Here is a 19,923-nt window from a genome sequence, read left to right as displayed (position 1 = left end):
GGCGATTGCGAGCGCGATGGCGTCGGCGCCGACCCCGCACCCGAGGTCGTGCACGCGCTCGAGCCCGGCCGCGGCGAAGCGCTCGGCGTGGCCGGCGGCCACCTCCGGCCGGCTGGCCTGCTCCAGGCCGTCGGCGGTGAACAGCAGATCGTCGGCGAGATCGCCGAACTTCTCGTGCGCCCGCGTGCGCAACCGCTGCTGCGTCAACAACGCCGCAACCTGCTCGGCACTCAGGCCCAGCCCCCGCAGGCGGGTGGACTCAGCGGGAACGCGCGCCTCGGCATACGACCCGAGGCTGCGCAGGAGGTCGCGCCCGCCAGGCGACCCGAGCCAGCGCACCAGGTCCACGTCCACGGGCTCCATCCAACACCGGCGCGCGGGAAATCGTGTTGCGGCGGCGGCATACCGCCTGGCAGCGTCCGGCCATGACAACGCGCTCGCTGAGCGAGGACGAGTGGGAGCTCTACCGCGAGATCCGGCTGCGAGCGCTCGCCGACACCCCCTCGGCGTTCGGCTCCACCCTGGAGCGGGAGCGGGGCTTCACCGAGGCGGACTGGCGGCAGCGGATGCGCGGGCCGATGGTGGTCGTCGAGGAGGAGGGCGATCCGGTGGCCATCGGGGCGACCTTCGAGGATGCCGACGGGGTCACGTGCGTCTGGGGGATGTGGACCGAACCCACGTCGCGCGGTCGCGGCCATGCCACCGCGATCCTGCATGGCCTGCCGGGCTGAGAGGATTGCCGGATGCGGTGGATCGTGACGGGAATGAATGGCACGGTCGCCCCGCGCCTGGCGGCCGCCTTGCGCGCGCGTGGCGAGAAGGTCCTCGCGTGGGACCGCGCGCGGGTGCCCCCCGGCGACGAGGGCGCCATGCGGGCCTTCGTGGACGAGTCCGCGGCGGGCGGGATCTGTCACCTCGCGATGGGGGCGCCCGAATGGGCGGCCTCGATGGCGCGGCTGTGCGCCGAGCGCGGCATGCCGTATCTGTTCACCAGTTCGGTGTCCGTCTTCGCCGCGACCCAGCGCGGGCCGCTGGGAGTCGAGGTCGTGCCGGAGGCGAGCGACGACTACGGGCGTTACAAGCAGGAGTGCGAACGGCAGGTCGCTGCCGCCCATCCGGAGGCGATCATCGCGCGACTCGGGTGGCAGATCGGCGACGCGCCGGGGTCCAACACGATGACCGACTATCTGACGCGCGCGGCCGCGGACGGTGCCGGCCGCGTCCAAGCCAGCACCCGGTGGATCCCGTCGAGCTGCTTCCTCGACGACACCGCTGCCGCGCTCGTGCACCTGCTCGACCGCGGGGAGGGCGGGCTGTTCCAGGTGGAGGGCAATCCGGATGGCTTGTCCCTCAACGAGATCGCGACCCGGCTGGCCGGCCGCCTCGAGGCGGGATGGGACGTCATCCCCACCGACGACGTCGTTATGGACAACCGGATGCTCGATCCTCGCGTCCCGGTCCGCTCCCTCAGCGAGCGCCTGAGCCGCCTCACGGGCTCCTGAGGAGTGCTGGCACTCGAGTTGACCGAGTGCTAATCCGCGGCATAGATTCTGACTGGCACTCTCCCCAGGCGAGTGCCAATGTGACACCCAACGTGACACAACGGTCGACCCCCGCGACGGCGGCCGGAGTGCACACCAGAACTGCACACCATTCATCCGTAATAGACATCGAAGGAGTCATCGTGTCGGTTTCCATCAAGCCGCTCGAAGACCGCATCGTCATCAAGTCCCTCGAGGCTGAGCAGACGACGGCGTCCGGCCTGGTCATCCCGGACACGGCCAAGGAGAAGCCGCAGGAGGGCGAGGTTCTCGCCGTCGGCCCCGGCCGCTGGAACGAGGACGGCGACGAGCGCATCCCGCTCGACGTGGCCGTCGGCGACCGCGTGATCTACAGCAAGTACGGCGGCACCGAGATCAAGCACGGCGGCGAGGAGTACCTCATCCTCTCCGCCCGCGACGTGCTCGCCATCGTCGGCTGAGCCGACCCCATACCGCACCACCACGTATGCCGTGGGCTCGCCCGCAGTGGTGAGCCCACGGCACATGTCACCCCACGAGGTGCCCCGTTCGCTCCTGACTTCGAACTTCGCGGGGACCCCGACACAGCAGTACCGAGTTGAAACCAAAGGACTTTCATGGCCAAGGAACTGGAGTTCAACGACTCCGCCCGCAAGTCGCTGGAGCGGGGCGTCGACGCCCTCGCCAACGCGGTCAAGGTGACGCTCGGCCCCAAGGGCCGCAATGTCGTCATCGACAAGAAGTGGGGCGCCCCGACCATCACCAACGACGGCGTGACCATCGCCCGTGAGGTGGAGCTCGAGGACCCCTACGAGAACCTCGGCGCCCAGCTCGCCAAGGAGGTCGCCACCAAGACCAACGACATCGCCGGTGACGGCACCACCACGGCGACCGTCCTCGCCCAGGCGATGGTCAGGGAGGGCCTGCGCAATGTCGCGGCCGGTGCCTCGCCCGCGAGCCTCAAGCGCGGTATGGACGCTGCCGTCGAGGCCCTGAACGCTCGCCTCCTCGAGAACGCCCGCGAGGTCGACGGCAAGGACGATATCGCTTCTGTCGCAGCGCTTTCGGCGCAGGACGACGGCATCGGCTCGATCATCGCCGACGCCTTCGACAAGGTCGGCAAGGACGGCGTGATCACCGTCGAGGAGTCCTCCACCGCCGAGACGGTGCTGGAGTTCACGGAGGGTATGCAGTTCGACAAGGGCTACATCAGCCCCTACATGGTCTCCGACCCCGAGCGCATGGAGGCCGTCCTCGAGGACTGCTACCTGCTGATCAACCAGGGCAAGATCTCCACGATCGCCGACCTGCTGCCGGTGCTCGAGAAGGTCATGAAGAGCGGCAAGCCGCTGGCCATCATCGCCGAGGATGTCGACGGCGAGGCGCTGTCCACGCTCGTGGTCAACAAGCTGCGCGGCACCTTCAACGCCGTCGCCGTCAAGGCGCCCGGCTTCGGTGACCGCCGCAAGGCGATGCTGCAGGACATGGCCATCCTCACCGGTGGCCAGGTCATCTCCGAGGAAGTCGGCCTCAAGCTCGACCAGGCCGGCCTCCAGTTGCTCGGCCAGGCCCGCCGCGTCGTCGTCACCAAGGACACCACGACCATCGTCGACGGTGCCGGGTCCGCCGACGAGGTCGCCGGCCGCGTCAACACCCTCAAGGCCGAGATCGACAAGACCGACTCCGACTGGGACCGCGAGAAGCTCCAGGAGCGCCTCGCCAAGCTCGCCGGCGGCGTCTGCGTGATCAAGGTCGGCGCGCACACCGAGGTGGAGCTGAAGGAGAAGAAGCACCGCATCGAGGACGCGATCTCCGCCACCCGCGCGGCGATCGAGGAAGGCATCGTCGCCGGTGGCGGCACCGCCCTCGTCCACGCGCTGCCCGCCCTGGACGACCTGGGCCTGACCGGTGACGAGCTCACCGGCGCCAATATCGTCCGCAAGTCCGCCGCCGAGCCGCTGCGCTGGATCGCCGAGAACGCCGGCATGGAGGGCTATGTCGCCGTCTCCAAGGTCGGCGAGCTCCCGATCGGCCAGGGCCTGAACGCCGCCACGGGCGAGTATGTCGACCTCGCCGGCGTCGGTGTCGTCGACCCGGTCAAGGTCACCCGGTCGGCGCTGCGCAACGCCGCGTCGATCGCCTCGATGGTTCTGACCACCGACACCCTCGTGGTGGAGAAGAAGGAAGAGGAGCCCGCCGCTCCCGCGGCCGGTCACGGCCACGGGCACTGATGCTCGTCGTCTTCTCGATCTGACTCCTCATGGCCCCCGGATGGCCCGCTCGCGCGGTCCATCCGGGGGCCGTGGTCGTCAGATCCGCCGTGCTGATCTGCTGTGTTGTCACGAGTTGGGGGATGTGGCCGGAGACATTCCCCGACTCGTGACGGGTTATGTGCAGCCGTGGGCTCCGCCGGGTTCGGCGAGACACGCGGGGGAAGGCCTAGCCGACGTGCGCTACCGGGCGTTAGCCTTCGCTCGTCCGGTCGCGTCGATGCGGTCGGGGGGCTTCGCTCGTGGGCCGGCGAAGCCGTTGTTCCCGAAGGGAGATCCACACTGTGAAGCGAATCATCGCGTTCGCCGGAGTCGCGGCCACCGCCGTCGCGTTCGCCGGCGCGAGCGCAGGCGGGGCGAATGCCACGACCGCGCCGTCCGGCAAGGGTGTCGGCGGCAGCTATATCGTCGTCATGCAGGCCGACCCACTGCTGCGGTCGACCAAGCAGAGCGACCTGCGCACCAGCGGGGCCCAAAGCAAGCGGGCCGCGCTGAAGGCGAGCCATGACAAGGTCCTCAAGGGCGCAGGAATTGCGGTCTCCCGGAAGGTCAACACCTATACCAACGCCCTCAACGGCTTCTCGGTGCTGACCGACGCCAAGGGTGCCGCCGCGCTCGCCAAGCAACCGGGCGTCGCTGCGGTCCTCAAGGACGAGATGCGCCAGCCCACGGCGATCGCCGCGGCAGTCAACGAGGCCAAGGCCGCGCCGTCCGGGGTCAACGACCTGCAGAAGTTCCTCGGGCTCGACACCGGTGCCTACGCCAAGGGGATCAAGGGCAACGGCGTGATCGTCGGTGTGATCGACACCGGGATCTGGCCCGAGCACCCCATGCTCAGGGACAACGGCACCTTCCCCGCCGCACCGACGCTCGATGAGTCCGAGCGCTCCGCGTGTGCCTTCGGCAACCAGGCCTGGAACCCCAACGACAAGCCGTTCACCTGCAACAACAAGCTCATCGGCGCCCGGGAATTCCTCGACGTCTACAAGTCCCAGACCGGCCTCGAGCACGATGAGTTCGACTCCGCCCGGGACAACGAGGGGCACGGCACCCACACCGCGACGACGGCGGCCGGCAACGCCAACGTCCAGTCCCGGATCTTCGGCGTCAACAAGGACATCGTCTCGGGCATCGCGCCGCGCGCCCAGATCATCGCCTACAAGGCCCTCGGCGATGCCGGTGGCTACGGGTCCGACCTGACAGCCGCCATCGACCAAGCGGTCGCCGACGGCGTGGATGTCATCAACTACTCCATCGGCGGCGGTGCCGAAGTCGTCAGCGCCGACACCCTCGCCTTCCTGTTCGCCGCGGACGCCGGCGTCTTCGCCGCCGTGTCCGCCGGCAACGACGGCCCCGGCCCGGAGACGGTCGGCGGCCCCGCCAATGTCCCCTGGGTGACCGGCGTGGGCGCCACCACCTTCCCCCGCAACTTCGCCGGCCGCGTCAAGCTCGGCGACGGCCGGGTCTTCAAGGGCACATCCGTCACCAAGGGCACCGGCGTCAAGCCGATCATCGACGGCACGCACGCGGGCGGGACGGACTCGCGCTACTGCGTCGAGGGCAGCCTGTCCGCGGCGAAGGTGCGCGGCAAGATCGTGCTGTGTGAGCGCGGTGTCAACGGTCGCGTCGCCAAGAGCGCCGAGGTCAAGCGGGCCGGTGGCGTCGGCATGGTGCTGTTCAACTCCACCGATGGCGACACGATGTTCTCGGACAACTTCTTCGTCCCGACGGTGATGATGGACTACACCAACGGCGCACGGATCCGCCGGTACGCCAACAACACCCCCGGTGCCACGGCGCGGATTACGAACCTGGGCATGGACACCCTCTGGCACTACAGCCCGACCGTGACCTACTTCTCCAGCCGCGGCCCGACAGTTCCCAACAGCGACACCATCAAGCCCGACATCTCGGCCCCCGGTGCGCAGATCATGGCGGGCAACACCCCCATGCCGAGCGGCGGCAGCCAGCCTGCCGGGCAGCTGTGGCAGGCCATCGCCGGCACGTCGATGTCGTCGCCGGTCGTCGCGGGCTCCTACGCGCTGCTGAAGCAGGCCCACCCCGAGTGGTCTGCCGCGGCGGCGAAGTCCGCCCTGATGACCCAGTCCTACGCCGCGGTCCGCAAGAACGACCGCGTCACGCCGGCCGACCCGTTCGACACCGGTTCCGGGATGGCGAAGCTGGGTTCCCCGGGCGCGAAGAGCACCTCCTTCCAGCCTGGACTGGTCTATGACGCCGGCTTCTACGACTACCTCGGTTTCCTGTGCGACGAGGGCCGGGAAGCCTTCGCCAACCCCGACGCCACGTGTGGCGGGCTGGCCAACGCCGGCTATGCGACAACGGCCGAGAACCTCAACTACCCGTCCATCGGTATGTCCGCGGTCCCGGGCACGATGACCGTCAAGCGGACCGTCACGAACGTCTCCTCGCAGGCGATCACCGCGACCGCGTCCGTGCGGGCTCCGCAGGGCTACCGCGTCACCGTCAGCCCGGCCACGATCACCGTCGCTCCGGGTGCCAGCAAGTCCTTCGAGGTGTCAGTGACCAACACCGGTGCCCCGATCGGCGCGTGGCGTTTCGGCTCGCTGACGTGGCAGGGCAGCGGGTATGCCGTGCGATCCCCGATCGCGGTGAACGCCACCCGCATCGCGTCACCGGCCGAGATCACCGGCACCGGCACCTCCGGTCAGGCGACCATCACCTCGACCGTCGGCGTGGCGGGCACCTACACCGCCACCGCACACGGCCTGGTGCCGGCCGAACACCACAACGACACCGTGGCGCAGGACCCGGACCAGACCTACCCGAGCCCTGACGACGGCGCGGGAGTCGACCGGATCCCCTACACGCTGAACGGTGTCGACCACGCCCGGTGGAAGCTCGACGTCGGCGGCGACGTCGACCTCGACATCTACCTGCTCGACTCGAGCGGCAAGGTCGTGGCGCAGTCGACCAATGGCGGCACGGATGAGCAGATCGACCTGGTCCGTCCGGCCGATGGCACCTACACGATGATCGTCCACGGCTGGGCCGTCGGCGCCACGCCGGTCGCCTACGACCTGCGCAGCTGGCTGGTCCCCGCCACCACCGGTGGCAGCCTCTCGGTGGTCTCGGGCAGCCCCCAGAACGTGGCCGTCGGTGACAAGGTCGACGTGGTCGTCGGTTGGAGTGGCCTGACCGCCGGCGTGGAATACCTCGGCAGCGTCACCCACCGCATCGGCGGCACGATCGAAGCCGACACCGTGGTGGCCGTCAACCCCTGACGGGCGCCATCGGCTGACACGATCGGTTAGGCGGGGCCCCCACCTTCAGGTGGGGGCCCCGTCATGTCCGCGGTCACGTCTGCGGGCACGTCCTCGGGCATGGCCTCGACCTGCGAGACCACGAGCACCGGTCCCTGGTTGAGCGTCGTACGCCGCTCGTGGTCCACCCACCCCCGCACGTGCACCCGGCTGCCGGTCGGCACCTGCGGCGGAAGGTCGACCAAGGCATAACCGACACCGTGTTCGGTCTCGAGCACCCGACCGTCCTCGACGCCCGCCATGATCACGCTGGTGACCACGATGATCCGCGGCGGGCGTGGGGTGGGCACGATGAGGTCGTCCGGCCGATCGACAGTGGAGGCTCGCTCATGACACAAGCCCGTCGACCTCCGCCACGGCATACCGGATCGTGTCGCGCCCCAACATCTCACGCAGTGCGCGAGCCGCCCGCTCGTGCCAGCCGGCATACGACTCCGTCGGGTGCCGCGAAGGATTCGATGAGCTGCCGCTTCATCTCCACGAGCGCCTCGACATCACCCGCCGTCGCCACCCGCACTCGCACTCCGACATCAGATCACGCCGTCGCGCCGCCGCAGCCGCCGCGTCCCCGGCTGGATTTCCGCCCGCCGCGCACGATCGGGGAGACTGATCCCTCGTGACCGCCCGCGCCGACCGACCTTCGCACCTGGGGGCGTGCGGGCGTGGGTCACCTTCGGCCTCGGCGTCGTCGGCTACGGCACGGCGGACGCTCGGCGTCGCCGGGCTGTCGGCGGTCGAGCACTTCCACGCCCGGGCGAGCATCATCGCCACCTTCGTCGTGCTGCAGTTGCTGGTGTATGCCGCGATGCAGATCCCGGCGGGTGTGCTGCTCGATCGCTACGGCTCGCGCCGGATGCTCACGCTCGGGTTGGCCACGATGGGCATCGGGCAGATCGTCATGGCGTTCGCCGACTCGGTGACCATCGCCATCCCCGGCCGGATGATCCTCGGCGCCGGCGACGCCTTCGTCTTCTCCTCCGTCATCCGGCTGCTGCCGTCCTGGTTCCCGCCGCGGCGGGTGCCGATCGTCACCCAGTTCGTCGGGCTGTCCGGGCAGCTCGGGCAGATCGTCAGCGCCCTGCCGTTCGCGTGGCTGCTCGACGCCCGCGGCTGGCGCACCGCCTTCCTCGCCGTCACGCTCACGGCGCTCGCCGCGGCGGCGCTCTCCTGGACCTTCCTGCGCGACCGGCCACCCGGCATACCCGCCCCCGTCCGGCCTGCCGTCGGCATGCGCGCGAATCTGCGTGCGGCAGCGCGGCATCCGGGCACTCTGCTGGGGATGTGGACACACTGGACCACCTGCTTCGCCCCCATGGTCTTCGGCATGATGTGGGGCTTCCCCTATCTGACCCAAGGGGAAGGCGTGTCCAAACCGACCGCCAGCCTGCTCATCGGCCTCCTGGCCGTCGTGGGTGCGATCGTCGGCCCGATGCTGGGGTCCTGGTGCAGCGCCATCCGCTGCGGCGCAGCAATCTCGTGCTCGCGATGGTGGCCGCCGGGCTGGTGCCGTGGCTGCTGGTGCTGCTCTGGCCGGGCCCGGCCCCGCTGTGGCTGCTCGTCGCGTTGTGCGCCGGGCTTGCCGTCGGGGGACCGGGTTCGGCGATCGGGTTCGACTTCGCCCGCACCTTCAACCCCGGTCATCGCCTCGGCGCCGCCAACGCGGTGGTCAACCTCGGCGGGTTCACCGCGTGCGTCATCGCGACGCAGCTGATCGGCCTGGTCCTGGACGCCGCCGGCGACGGGCCGGACTACACGCTCGGCCAGTTCCGCCTCGCGATGGCCGTGCAACTTCCGCTGTATGCCGTGGGCATCGTCGGCATGTACCTCACCCGCGGCCGCGCCCGCCGGGTCCTGGCGGCCCAGGGGCAGGTGGTCCCGCCGTGGCGGGAGGCGCTGCGCCGCGAATGGCGCGCCCGCACCCGCGGGCTGAACCGCCCACGGGTGTAAGGCTTTCCGGTGCTCAGCTGGCCCGGCGGACCGGAAGCCCGTGGGCCTCGTAGAAGGCGAGACGCTCGTCTTCGCTCATGCCGCCCCACACTCCATACGGCTCGCGGGCCCGCAGGGCGTGCTCGCGGCATCGAGCCAGCACGGGGCACTCGGCGCACACGTCCTTGGCCGCCCGGTCCCGGACCCGGCGGGCCGAGCCGCGCTCACCCTCGGGGTGGAAGAAGATCTCCGGGCTCAGGCTCCGGCAGGACCCGCGGTGTTGCCAATCCCATTCGGTGGCAAGGGGCGAGGGGACGGTCATCAGGTCGGGCATGTGCGCGGACACCCCTTTCGGCTCGGGTCGCCGGGGTCCCACTGCTGCCTCGGCAACGTCTGGAACCGGACCGTATGACGGATGTCCAGTCCGTTGTGCAAGCCGCAAGTTAGAAAATGGCAAAGGATTGGTTATATGTCCGGCGCCGTGGCAGCTTTCGCCGCCGGTGCAGGACCGAGAGCACCCCGTACCATTGGGGAATGACGAGCGAGGCTCCCATCGATGCGATCGACCACGGGGGGCCGTTCGGGCTCCTCGGACTTACATATGACGATGTCCTGCTGCTGCCTGGTGAGACGGACGTCATCCCCAGCGAGGTCGACGCCACCAGCCGGCTGACCCGCGAGCTCGCGCTCCGGATCCCGCTGGTCTCGGCCGCCATGGACACGGTCACCGAAGCGCGGATGGCCATCGCCATGGCCCGCCAGGGCGGCATCGGCGTGCTGCACCGCAACCTCTCGATCGAGGACCAGGCCTACCAGGTCGACCTGGTCAAGCGCACCCAGACCGGGATCATCTCCAACCCGATCACCATCGGCCCGGACGCCACCCTCGAGGACCTCGACACCGTGTGCGGGCAGTATCGCGTCTCGGGTTTGCCGGTCGTCGGCGTCGACAACCAGCTCCTCGGCATCATCACCAACCGCGACCTGCGCTTCACCCCGGTCGCCGAGTGGGCGAGCACCAAGGTCGCCGACGTGATGACGCCGATGCCGCTGTTCACCGCCCCGGTCGGCATCGAGCGCGACGCCGCCATCGCGTTGCTGCGGCAGAACAAGCGTGAGCGCCTGCCGATCGTCGACGACGAGGGTCGCCTGGCCGGGCTGATCACGGTCAAGGACTTCGTGAAGTCCGAGCAGTTCCCCAACGCCAGCAAGGACGCCGACGGGCGGCTGCTCGTCGCCGCGGCCGTCGGCTTCTTCGGCGACGCCTGGCAGCGCACGACGACTCTCGTCGACGCCGGCGTCGATGTCCTGGTCGCCGACACCGCCAACGGCCACGCCCGGGCGCTGCTGGAGATGGTCCGGCGGATCAAGTCCGACCCGGGTATGCGGCATGTGCAGGTCATCGGGGGCAATGTCGCCACCCGCGAGGGCGCCCAGGCGCTCGTGGACGCGGGCGTGGATGCCGTCAAGGTCGGCGTGGGACCGGGATCGATCTGCACCACCCGGGTCGTGGCCGGCGTGGGGGTGCCGCAGATCACCGCTATCCATCAAGCCGCCCAGGCGTGCAAGCCGGCCGGGGTGCCGGTCATCGGCGACGGCGGCCTGCAGTTCTCCGGCGATATCGCCAAGGCGCTGGTCGCCGGCGCGGACACCGTCATGATCGGCGGCCTGTTCGCCGGCTGCGAGGAGACCCCCGGCGAGACCGTCTATATCAACGGCAAGCAGTTCAAGGCCTACCGTGGCATGGGCTCGATCGGCGCCATGAGCTCGCGCGGCAAGAAGTCCTACTCCAAGGACCGCTACTTCCAGGCCGACGTCGAATCCGACGACAAGATCGTGCCCGAGGGCATCGAGGGCCAGGTCGCCTACCGCGGCCCGGTCGCCCAGGTCACCCACCAGCTCATCGGGGGGCTGCACCAGTCGATGTTCTATGTCGGCGCCCGCACGGTCCCGGAGCTGCAGGCCAGGGGCCGTTTCGTGCGCATCACCGCCGCCGGCCTGAAGGAATCCCACCCGCACGACGTGCAGATGGTCGCCGAGGCCCCCAACTACCGCGGCCGCTGACCTGGCGACATCTCGACGCCCCCCGTCGAGATGTCGATTCGGCCCCGTCGAGATGTCACGGCAGGGGAGTGGACGGTGACGGTATGCGGTGTCGGCGGCGGATAGCCTTGGCGGGTGGCTGAGATCGAGATCGGGCGCGGCAAGCGCGGGCGGCGGGCATACTCCTTCGACGAGATCGCCGTGGTGCCCTCGCGGCGCACCCGCGACCCCGAGGACGTCTCCACCGACTGGCAGATCGACGCCTACCGGTTCGAGATCCCGGTGCTCGCCGCACCGATGGACTCGGTCATGTCGCCCGCCTCGGCCATCGCCTTCGGCCAGGCCGGCGGCCTGCCGGTGCTCGACCTCGAGGGACTGTGGACCCGGTATGAGGATCCCGAGCCCCTCCTCGCGGAGATCGCCACGCTCGAGCCGGCGCTGGCCACGGCGCGCATGCAGGAGATCTACGCCGAGGACATCAAGCCCGACCTGATCGGCGCGCGGCTGAAGGAGATCCGCGACGCGGGGGTGACTGTCGCCGGGGCCTTGTCGCCGCAGCGCACCCAGCAGTTCTGGAACTCCGTCGTCGAGAGCCACGTCGACATCTTCGTCATCCGGGGCACCACCGTCTCCGCGGAGCATGTTTCCTCGCGCGCCGAACCGCTGAATCTCAAACGGTTCATCTACGAACTCGAGGTGCCCGTCATCGTCGGCGGTGTGGCGAGCTACACGGCCGCCCTCCACCTGATGCGCACCGGCGCGGCCGGCGTGCTCGTCGGTTTCGGCGGCGGCGCTGCCCATACGACTCGCACCGCCCTCGGCATCCACGGGCCCATGGCGTCGGCCGTCGCCGACGTCGCCGGCGCCCGACGCGACTACCTCGACGAGTCCGGCGGCCGCTACGTCCATGTCATCGCCGACGGGGGCATGGGCGTCAGCGGCGATATCGTCAAGGCGATGGCCTGCGGCGCCGACGCAGTCATGCTCGGCGCGGCCCTGGCTCGTGCCACCGAGGCGCCCGGCCGCGGTTTCCACTGGGGCCCGGAGGCGCACCACCGGGATTTGCCGCGCGGAGAGCGGGTCGAGGTGGGCACGGCCGGGAGCCTGCAGGAGATCCTCTTCGGCCCGAGCCGTTCGGCCGACGGCACGACCAACCTTATGGGTGCTCTGCGCCGCGCGATGGCGACGACCGGCTATCTGGAGCTGAAGGAGTTCCAGCGCATCGACGTCGTCGTCTCCCCGCACGTGCGCAGCTGAGCCTGGCGCCGCACCCGGACGGGTCCACCTGCGTCATCACCGCGCCGGGCCGGGTTCGGATGAAGCGGGGCCGGGTTCTCGTTCGCGGGCCGGGCTATAACCAGGCCCGTGTACGGAAACCAGGCCCCGCTTCTCGGGCGGCTCGGGTCGCTCGGCCGCACCGCCCCGGCCATCCCGGGGTGTGACAGGGGCTACTCGGCGCTCGGCGGGGCCACCTGCTGGCAGTAACCTGCGAGGTATGACGGCGACGATGACCCCTGCTCAGGCGACCCCCGGCTTCGCCCTCGATCCGGAGCGGGTCCGGACCTGGGCCGAATTGGTCGTATGCAGCCGGGAGCCGGAGCACTTCGAGGTGCGCACCCCGATGTCCGGCGAGGTGATCGCCACCTTGCCGCTGTCGACGCCGGAGGACGCCGAGCGTGCGGTGACCGCGGCCCGCAGCTCCCAGAAGCGCTGGGCGGCAACGACCTTCGAGGCACGCCGCGACATACTGCTGCGTTTCCACGACCTACTCCTGGACGGCCAGTCCGAGCTGCTCGACCTCGTCCAGCTCGAGTCGGGCAAGGCGCGCAGCCAGGCGCACGAGGAGGTCGCCGACACCGCCATCGTCGCCCGCCACTACGCTCTCACCGCCGAGAAGACGCTGCGGCCGCGCCGCCGCGCCGGCGCCTATCCGGTGCTCACCCAGAGCATCGAGTCCTATCTGCCCAAGGGCGTCGTCGGCATCGTCTCGCCCTGGAACTATCCGCTCAGCCTCGCGATCACCGACGCCATCCCGGCGTTGATGGCCGGCAATGCCGTCGTCCTGCGCCCCGACATGCAGGGCTCGCTCACCGCGCTCGCGGTCGTGCACCTGCTTCACGAGGCCGGCCTGCCCGACGGCGCCCTCGAGGTCGTGCTCGGACGCGGCTCGACTGTCGGCAACGCGGTCCTCGAGCACGCCGACTACGTCTGCTTCACCGGGTCCACGGCCACCGGCCGGCGCATCGCGCAGGCGGCGGGGGAGCGGCTCGTCGGCTGCTCGATGGAGCTGGGCGGCAAGAACTCTCTGTATGTCGCGGCGGACGCCGACCTCGACCGGGCCGTGCCCGGGGCCGTGCGCGCCTGCTTCGCCTCGGCCGGACAGTTGTGCATCTCCACCGAGCGGGTCATCGTGCACGAGAAGGTGTACGACGCCTTCGTGCCCCGCTTCGCCGCGGCCGCCGCTGCGCTGCGGATGGGGTCCGCGCTGACATACGGCTATGACCTGGGTTCCCTCGCCTCGGCCGAGCAACTCGAGGCCGTGACCCGGCACGTCGACGACGCCGTCGCCAAGGGCGCCACGGTGCTCTCCGGCGGGCGGCCTCGCCCCGACCTCGGGCCATTTGCGTATGAGGCGACCGTCCTCTCCGGTGTCACGGCCGAGATGGCGTGCCGCAACGAGGAGACCTTCGGCCCCGTGGTGTCGGTCTATCGCGTGGCGAGCGATGACGAGGCGGTCGCGCTGGCGAATGACACCGAATACGGTCTCAACGCCTCGGTCTGGACCCGCGACGTGCGGCGAGGGAGGGCGCTGGCCGCCCGGATCCGCACGGGCACAGTCAATATCAACGAGGGGTATGCCGCCGCCTGGGGCAGTGTGGCCGCCCCGATGGGTGGGATGAAGGCGAGCGGGATCGGGCGCCGCCACGGCGATGAGGGCATCCTGCGGTTCACCGAATCGCAGAATGTCACCGCTCAGCGGCTGCTGCCGATCGCGCCGGTCTTCGGGATGGACGACGAGAAGTTCGCCAAGACGCTGACCTCGGCGCTGCGGGCACTGAAGGCGTCGCGCCGAGCATGAGCAAGCTGACGATGTTGCGTGCCAAGGCAGTTCGTCGCGGCGTGGCGCCGGCGACGAGCGGCGATCACTATGACGTCGTCGTCATCGGATCCGGCTTCGGCGGGTCGGTGGCCGCCCTGAGGGCGGCCGAGAAGGGCTATCGGGTGCTCGTGCTCGAGGCCGGACGCCGGTTCTCCGACGAGGACTTCGCCAAGACGAACTGGGATCTGCGCAACTACTTGTGGGCGCCGCAGCTGGGGTGCTTCGGGATCCAGCGCATCCACAAGCTGCCCGACGTCCTGGTCCTGGCTGGCGCGGGGGTCGGCGGCGGGTCGCTCAACTACGCGTGCACGCTCTATGTGCCGCCGTCGCCCTTCTTTCAGGACCGGCAGTGGGCGGGAATCACCGACTGGCAGGCCGAGCTGACGCCACATTACGAGACGGCCACCCGTATGCTCGCGGTCGTCACCAATCCGTGCGAGGGCCCGGTCGAGGCGGCGATGCGTGACGCGGCTGAGTCGATGGGTGTCGGCGACACCTTCCGCAAAACCCCGGTCGGGATCTACTTCGGAACGCCAGGGGAGCGGGTCGCCGATCCCTACTTCGGGGGGGCCGGCCCCGACCGCACCGGGTGCACGCAGTGCGGCAACTGCATGGTCGGCTGCCGCGTCGGTGCCAAGAACACGTTGATGAAGAACTATCTCGCGCTGGCCGAGCGGCTCGGTGTCGTCATCGAGCCCATGCGTCAGGTGACCGAACTGAATCCGCCTGCGGGAGAGGGCGGCCGGTGGCGCGTTGTGACCCAGCGCTCCGGGGCCAAGCGGCCCGACCGGCATACCTGGACCGCCGACCAGGTCGTGTTGGCCGCCGGCACCTGGGGCACCCAGACCCTGCTCCACGCGATGAAGGACCGCGGCATCATGCCCCGGCTCTCGCCGCGCCTGGGCGAGCTGACCCGCACCAACTCCGAGGCGCTGCTCGGCGCGCAGCTGGCGAAGTACACGCCCGAAGCCGACCTCAGCCACGGCATCGCCATCACCTCCTCCTTCCATCCCGACCACGAGACGCACATCGAGAACGTCCGCTACGGCCCCGGGTCCAACTCCATGGGCTTGCTGAAAAGCCTTCTCGTGCCGGGAGATACGGGCCGGCCACGGATGCTGGAGATGTTCCGCGTCATGGCCAAGGACCCCGGTCAGCTGCTGGCGCTCAACAACTACAAGTGGTCCCAGCGCGCCGTCATCGCCCTCGTGATGCAGACCCGCGACAACTCGGTCACCGTCTCCGGACGCCGCGGCCGGCTCGGGGGGCGCACGCTGACCTCCCGGCAGGGCCATGGCGAGGCGAACCCGTCCTGGATCCCCGCCGGCCACGCCGGCACCCGCGCCCTCGCCGAGGCGCTGGGCAAGCGGGTGGGGGTGCGCGCCATACCCGGCGGCTCGTGGGCGGAACTGCTCGGCTTCCCGATGACCGCGCACTTCCTCGGCGGTGCCGTCATCGGCGCCACGGCGCAGGACGGCGTGATCGACGCCTACCACCGCGTGTGGGGCTACCCGACCCTCCACATCACCGACGGCTCGGCCATCTCCGCCAACCTCGGCGTGAACCCGTCGCTGACCATCACCGCCCAGGCCGAACGCGCAATGTCGTTGTGGCCCAAGGCCGGAGAAGCCGATCAGCGCCCGCCGCAAGGGTCCGCTTACGTCCGCTTGGCTCCCATCGCCCCGGCCCTCGGCGACCCCGCCGCCCACCCTGCCGTCGTCGCCTAGGACTGTCCTCTCGACGAGCGTTACGTGTTCACTCGACGAGCGTTACGTGTTCACTCGACGAAGGCCCTCCCCGTCGAGTGAACACGTAACTCGGGTCGAGAGTGCAGGAGGTTACTCGGCGCGCCAGGAGCGCCAGAGGGCGGCGTAGGGGCCGTAGGCGGCGAGCAGTTCGTCGTGGGAGCCGAGTTCGCTGATCCGGCCGTCCTCGACCACGGCGACGCGGTCGGCGTCGTGGGCCGTATGCAGCCGGTGGGCGATCGCGACAACCGTCCGGCCGTCGACGACCTTGGCGAGCGAACGCTCCAGGTGCCGTGCGGCGCGGGGGTCGAGCAGCGAGGTCGCCTCGTCCAGGACAAGGGTATGCGGATCGGCCAGGACGAGCCGCGCCAGCGCGAGTTGCTGGCTCTGCGGGTGCGTCAACTCGTGACCGCCGGAGCCGACCTCGGTGTCGAGGCCCGTGGGCAGGCCGGTCGCCCACTCCAGCGCGTCGACGGAGGCCAGTGCGGTGCGCAGGTCGGCGTCGCTCGCCCCCGGCTTCGCCAGCAGAAGGTTGTCGCGCAGGGTGCCGACGAAGACGTGATGCTCCTGCGTCACCAGGGCCACCTCGCCCCGCAGGTCGTCCATCGACAGCTCCATCAGCGGCACCGCCCCGACGGTCACCGTGCCCGATCCCGGCGCGTCGATGCCGGCGATGAGCCGGCCGAGGGTCGACTTGCCCGCACCCGACGGGCCGACGATGGCGAGCCGCTCACCCGGGATGAGATCAAGCGAAACGCCGTGCAGGACAGGGTTGTCCGCGCGATATGTGAAGTGCACGTCGCGAGCCGAGATCGCGTCGTCCGCCGGCGTCGCGCCGGAGGGCCGACGATCGTCGGGCACATTCTCGATGCCGATGATCCGGGCCAGCGAGGTCGCCGCGACCTGGATCTCGTCGAGCCAGCTGATCAGCTCGTCGAGCGGGTCGATGAGCTGGCGGAGGTAGAGGATGACCGTCGTCGCCGCACCGAGGGTCATCGCGCCGTCCGCGACGAGCCAGCCGCACCACACGAGCGCGACGGCAACCGGCACAACATACGAGAACTCGGTGGGGGAGAACCACCACATGCGCAGCCAGCGCGTGTAGTACTCCGCGCGATAGGCCCCGCGCACCGACTCGAGCAGCCGCCCGTGCCGGACGTCGCCGAGGTCGAGGGCGTCGATGGTGCGGGCGGAGTCGGCCGACTCGGCGGCTACTCCGTTGAGCTGCGCCCACGCTGCTCGCTCCCACAGGTAGCCGGTCCGGGCACGGCGCAAGTACCACCACGTGGCGGGCAGCGCGAGCGGCAGCACGGCGAGCACGGCGAGACTGCCGAGCGGCGAGACGACAACCGTCGCGGCAACCGTGATGACGACCGTCACGAGCGCGACGAATATGGACGGAAGGGCGAATCGGGCTGCCCACGAAAGGGATTCGACATCATTTGTCGTCCGCGCCACGAGGTCGCCGGTGCCGGCCCGCTCGAGCACGGGCAGCGGGAGCCGTGAGGCTCGGTCGATGAACCGCTCCCGGAGGTCGGCGAAGAGCCCCTCGCCGAAGACGAAGGCTGCCCGCCGAGCGAACCACATCAAGGCCGTCTGGACGATCACCGTGGCGAGCAGGAGCAGGGCGAACTGGTCCACCTGGCCGCGCGTCGTGCCCGCGCGCAGGTCGTCGATGAGCCGCCCGACGATCAGCGGCAGCGCCAACGACGCGAGCGCCGCCAGGGCGTGCAGCCCGATCACCAGCGCGAGGGTGCCCCGGTGACGGGACAGCAGCATCTTCGTGTGCGCCCACACCTGGCTCGGCTCGGCGACCGGGAGCGAGCGACGAAAAGGATCGATCTGCGCCGCAGTGGGTTCGGCGCGGCGCAGCCAACTCTGCTGCGCGGGTTGCCGCGGGGGAGCCGGGGGCGTGCCGGTCCGCGTGCGGGTTTCGGTGGTGGTCACTCGCTGTCACCTCCTCGCAGGACGATGTGCCGGTATGCCGCGTTGTCGCGCACCAGGTGGGCGTGCCGGCCGGACGCGATCGCCCGCCCGGACTCGAGCAGCACGACGTGGTCGGTGTGCTGCAGCAGTAGTGGGCTGACGGTGGCGACGACGGTCGTCCGGCCGCGCCGGGATTGCGCCAGGGAGGCGCCGATCCGGGCCTCGGTGTGAGCGTCGACAGCGCTCGTCGGTTCGATGAGCACGAGCACATGCGGGTCCGCCGCGAGCGCCCTGGCCAGGCCCAGGCGTTGGCGCTGCCCGCCGGAGAAACCCCTGCCCTTCTCCTCCACGTGGCCGTCCAAGCCGTCGGGCAGGGCCAGCAGGACGTCACGCGCCCAGGCGTCGTCGAGCGCCTTCAGCAGCCGGTCGTCGTCGATGGCCTGGCCCGTGGACAACTCCTCACGCAGGGTGCCGCTGAAAAGGCGGCTGTCCGGATCGTTGACCAGCACCAGGTCGCGCACCTGACGGATCGGCAACTCCGCCAAGGGAATCTCACAGAGCGCGACCGTTGATTCGGTGCCCAGTCGGCCGAGGCGACCGGCCAGCTCGGCCGAGTCCTCCGGCCGTGCCGAGACCACCGCGGTCAGCCGTCCGCCGGGGATGCGGGCGCCACTGGCCGGGTCGGACAGGTCGGCGGACGGGTCCACGACCTGGTCCGCCTTCCCCGCGGGATGGTCGCTCTGAATGCGCAGGATCGACATCACCTTGCCCGCGGCGACGCGGAATCGGATGGACTTCTCGACCATCTCCGTGACGGTGCGCAGCGGGAAGACCATGAATGTCGCGTAGCCGTAGAAGGCGACGAGTTCGCCGACGCTCAATTCCCCGGAGAGCACCGACCGGGCCCCGGTCCACACGACGATGACGACGAACAGCCCGGGTAACAGCGTCTGGCTCGCATCGAGAGCGGCCTGGAAGCCGGCCACGCGCACGCCCGCCGCGCGCACGTGCTGGGATTGCGCGGCATACCGTCCGACGAACTCCGCCTCGCCGCCGATCCCGCGCAGAATGCGAAGTCCCGCAACGGTGTCGGTGCCCAGGGTCGTCAGCCGGCCCGACTCTTCACGCTGTTGGGCCTGGCGCCGCTGCAGCGGCTTGATGATCAACGACAGCAGCCCCAGCAGCACCGGCGCGCCGATGAGGACGACGAGTCCCGTCGTGACCGACTGGCGCAACAGCAGGACGGCGACCACGACATACGACACGATGGCGCCGCAGAAGCGGGCGAAGGTGTCATAGACGCCGCCGATCCGCTCCATGTCCGTCGACGACACGCTGACGACATCCCCGACCGGGATCTGCCGCGCGATCTCCTGCCCGCGGCTCGTGACGGCCTCGTCGGTCACGACGATCGTGCGGAAGGCGCCGTCGAGCCAGTTCTGCACGGCGAACCAGTGCCGGATCGCGCCGGTGATCCCGATGACCGCGCTCAGCGCCACGAGAATCAGGGCCCACCGCAGCAGCGCCTGCCGGTCGTCGGCGACGATGCCGGCGTCGAGACCGCGCCCGATCGCCCACGGCACCAGCGCCAACGAGGTCATCCACGCCACCCCGAAGACCAAGCCGCCCGCGAGGGTGCGCCACTGCAGCCGCGCACCCCATAGCAGGAAATCGCGCGGTGTGGAGGTGGGCGGCGCCGGTGGGTGGAGAACTGACGCTTTCATGACGGTGATCCAGGCTACGGACCCCCCGCTGGGGACACGAGCGATTTTCGGTGCTCGGTGTGGCGCCACGGCGGCCGGGGGTTCGGCGCTTAGCCTGGCCTCGTGACGACGACGGCGCGCCGCGAGGAGGAGTACCCAGCGGCCGAGGACGCGCCGCAGGCGCGCGCCCACAACGAGCCTGGCGCTCACAACGAACCTCGCGCCCACAACGAACCTCGCGCCCACAACGAACCTCACGCCCACAACGATCCTCACGCCCATGGCGGCGAGCGCGCCACCTTCACCGTGCCGACCCTGCCCCCGCGCGAGGCGCCCGCGGCCATGCCGGCACGCGTGCAACCCCGGCGGGGCGGTGGGCCCCGGGGAC

The 19,923-nt window shown here is 70.2% G+C and carries 16 protein-coding genes and 2 pseudogenes; 12 read left to right on the top strand and 6 right to left on the bottom strand.

Features of this window, described 5'->3' with window-relative positions:
• Positions 1-354, bottom strand: a pseudogene (locus BN11_RS23710) (class I SAM-dependent methyltransferase); the annotation flags it as partial.
• A 71-nt stretch (positions 355-425) separates the two neighbouring features.
• Here BN11_RS23710 and BN11_RS11560 point away from each other — a divergent pair.
• The 5 genes from BN11_RS11560 to BN11_RS11540 all read left to right on the top strand — a co-directional run bounded on the left by BN11_RS11560 (position 426) and on the right by BN11_RS11540 (position 7,053).
• Positions 426-731, top strand: a complete 306-nt coding sequence (locus BN11_RS11560) for a GNAT family N-acetyltransferase (RefSeq protein WP_048697839.1) — start codon at positions 426-428, stop codon at positions 729-731.
• Positions 732-743: 12 nt separating this feature from the next.
• The gene (locus BN11_RS11555; RefSeq protein ID WP_048697836.1) at positions 744-1,502 is read left to right on the top strand and encodes a sugar nucleotide-binding protein; all 759 of its coding nucleotides are present in this window, start codon (positions 744-746) and stop codon (positions 1,500-1,502) included.
• Positions 1,503-1,684: 182 nt separating this feature from the next.
• Positions 1,685-1,981 (top strand): co-chaperone GroES, encoded by a 297-nt coding sequence (gene groES / locus BN11_RS11550; RefSeq protein WP_048697833.1) that lies wholly within the window; start codon positions 1,685-1,687, stop codon positions 1,979-1,981.
• A gap of 156 nt (positions 1,982-2,137) precedes the next feature.
• Positions 2,138-3,751 carry a chaperonin GroEL gene (gene groL / locus BN11_RS11545; RefSeq protein ID WP_048697829.1) on the top strand — a complete coding sequence of 538 codons (1,614 nt, stop codon included), beginning with the start codon at positions 2,138-2,140 and terminating at the stop codon, positions 3,749-3,751.
• A 323-nt stretch (positions 3,752-4,074) separates the two neighbouring features.
• Entirely contained in the window at positions 4,075-7,053 is a 2,979-nt protein-coding gene (locus BN11_RS11540; RefSeq protein ID WP_048697826.1) for a S8 family serine peptidase, read from the top strand.
• A gap of 26 nt (positions 7,054-7,079) precedes the next feature.
• On the opposite strand, the gene BN11_RS11535 is transcribed toward BN11_RS11540, so the two are convergent.
• Together BN11_RS11535 and BN11_RS25610 are read right to left on the bottom strand one after the other, a co-directional pair.
• A complete protein-coding gene (locus tag BN11_RS11535) occupies positions 7,080-7,382 on the bottom strand; it encodes a hypothetical protein (RefSeq protein ID WP_157044103.1) in 303 nt (100 codons plus the stop codon).
• 98 nt (positions 7,383-7,480) lie between these two features.
• Positions 7,481-7,615, bottom strand: a complete 135-nt coding sequence (locus tag BN11_RS25610) for a hypothetical protein (RefSeq protein WP_268807103.1) — start codon at positions 7,613-7,615, stop codon at positions 7,481-7,483.
• Positions 7,616-7,708: 93 nt separating this feature from the next.
• Here BN11_RS25610 and BN11_RS11530 point away from each other — a divergent pair, with 93 nt between their 5' ends.
• Both BN11_RS11530 and BN11_RS25180 read left to right on the top strand, forming a co-directional pair.
• On the top strand, positions 7,709-8,803 hold the full coding sequence (locus BN11_RS11530; protein WP_235435450.1) for an MFS transporter: 1,095 nt from the start codon (positions 7,709-7,711) through the stop codon (positions 8,801-8,803).
• Positions 8,755-9,039 carry a hypothetical protein gene (locus tag BN11_RS25180; RefSeq protein ID WP_235435449.1) on the top strand — a complete coding sequence of 95 codons (285 nt, stop codon included), beginning with the start codon at positions 8,755-8,757 and terminating at the stop codon, positions 9,037-9,039. Before BN11_RS11530 ends, BN11_RS25180 begins: the two co-directional genes overlap by 49 nt.
• 13 nt (positions 9,040-9,052) lie before the next feature.
• Here BN11_RS25180 and BN11_RS11525 read toward each other — a convergent pair whose 3' ends face one another.
• The gene (locus BN11_RS11525) at positions 9,053-9,352 is read right to left on the bottom strand and encodes a WhiB family transcriptional regulator (RefSeq protein ID WP_048701315.1); all 300 of its coding nucleotides are present in this window, start codon (positions 9,350-9,352) and stop codon (positions 9,053-9,055) included.
• Between the two features lie 200 nt (positions 9,353-9,552).
• Here BN11_RS11525 and guaB point away from each other — a divergent pair, with 200 nt between their 5' ends.
• The 4 genes from guaB (at position 9,553) to BN11_RS11505 (ending at position 15,888) form a co-directional block, all read left to right on the top strand.
• Positions 9,553-11,082: an IMP dehydrogenase gene (guaB, locus tag BN11_RS11520; protein WP_048697819.1), complete on the top strand. Its 1,530-nt coding sequence runs from the start codon at positions 9,553-9,555 to the stop codon at positions 11,080-11,082.
• Positions 11,083-11,196: 114 nt separating this feature from the next.
• On the top strand, positions 11,197-12,318 hold the full coding sequence (locus BN11_RS11515) for a GuaB3 family IMP dehydrogenase-related protein (RefSeq protein WP_048697816.1): 1,122 nt from the start codon (positions 11,197-11,199) through the stop codon (positions 12,316-12,318).
• Positions 12,319-12,556: 238 nt separating this feature from the next.
• Complete coding sequence (locus BN11_RS11510) at positions 12,557-14,140, top strand: succinic semialdehyde dehydrogenase (RefSeq protein WP_157044102.1); 1,584 nt, start codon at positions 12,557-12,559, stop codon at positions 14,138-14,140.
• A gap of 11 nt (positions 14,141-14,151) precedes the next feature.
• Positions 14,152-15,888 (top strand): FAD-dependent oxidoreductase, encoded by a 1,737-nt coding sequence (locus BN11_RS11505; protein ID WP_048701312.1) that lies wholly within the window; start codon positions 14,152-14,154, stop codon positions 15,886-15,888.
• A gap of 111 nt (positions 15,889-15,999) precedes the next feature.
• Here the strand turns inward: BN11_RS11505 and BN11_RS11500 are convergent, their stop codons facing one another.
• The gene (locus BN11_RS11500; protein WP_327152863.1) at positions 16,000-17,853 is read right to left on the bottom strand and encodes an ABC transporter ATP-binding protein; all 1,854 of its coding nucleotides are present in this window, start codon (positions 17,851-17,853) and stop codon (positions 16,000-16,002) included.
• Entirely contained in the window at positions 17,850-19,556 is a 1,707-nt protein-coding gene (locus BN11_RS11495) for an ABC transporter ATP-binding protein (protein WP_048697809.1), read from the bottom strand. The genes BN11_RS11500 and BN11_RS11495 overlap by 4 nt, the downstream gene beginning before the upstream one ends.
• 102 nt (positions 19,557-19,658) lie before the next feature.
• Between BN11_RS11495 and BN11_RS25175 the strand changes: the two are divergent.
• Positions 19,659-19,923, top strand: a pseudogene (locus BN11_RS25175) (hypothetical protein); the annotation flags it as partial.

Source organism: Nostocoides australiense Ben110 (genome assembly GCF_001050535.1).
Classification (GTDB): Bacteria; Actinomycetota; Actinomycetes; order Actinomycetales; family Dermatophilaceae; genus Nostocoides_A; species Nostocoides_A australiense.
Note: the sequence above shows the minus strand (reverse complement) of the source record. Positions and strands in the feature narration are given on the sequence as shown.

What these genes read in the sequence shown, in the direction of transcription:
- groL (WP_048697829.1), top strand. Translation starts at nt 2,138, where the DNA reads ATGGCCAAGGAACTGGAGTTCAACGACTCCGCCCGCAAGTCGCTGGAG.
- BN11_RS11505 (WP_048701312.1), top strand. Translation starts at nt 14,152, where the DNA reads ATGTTGCGTGCCAAGGCAGTTCGTCGCGGCGTGGCGCCGGCGACGAGC.
- BN11_RS11495 (WP_048697809.1), bottom strand. Translation starts at nt 19,556, where the DNA reads ATGAAAGCGTCAGTTCTCCACCCACCGGCGCCGCCCACCTCCACACCG.
- BN11_RS11510 (WP_157044102.1), top strand. Translation starts at nt 12,557, where the DNA reads ATGACGGCGACGATGACCCCTGCTCAGGCGACCCCCGGCTTCGCCCTC.
- guaB (WP_048697819.1), top strand. Translation starts at nt 9,553, where the DNA reads ATGACGAGCGAGGCTCCCATCGATGCGATCGACCACGGGGGGCCGTTC.
- BN11_RS11560 (WP_048697839.1), top strand. Translation starts at nt 426, where the DNA reads ATGACAACGCGCTCGCTGAGCGAGGACGAGTGGGAGCTCTACCGCGAG.
- BN11_RS11555 (WP_048697836.1), top strand. Translation starts at nt 744, where the DNA reads ATGCGGTGGATCGTGACGGGAATGAATGGCACGGTCGCCCCGCGCCTG.
- BN11_RS11525 (WP_048701315.1), bottom strand. Translation starts at nt 9,352, where the DNA reads ATGCCCGACCTGATGACCGTCCCCTCGCCCCTTGCCACCGAATGGGAT.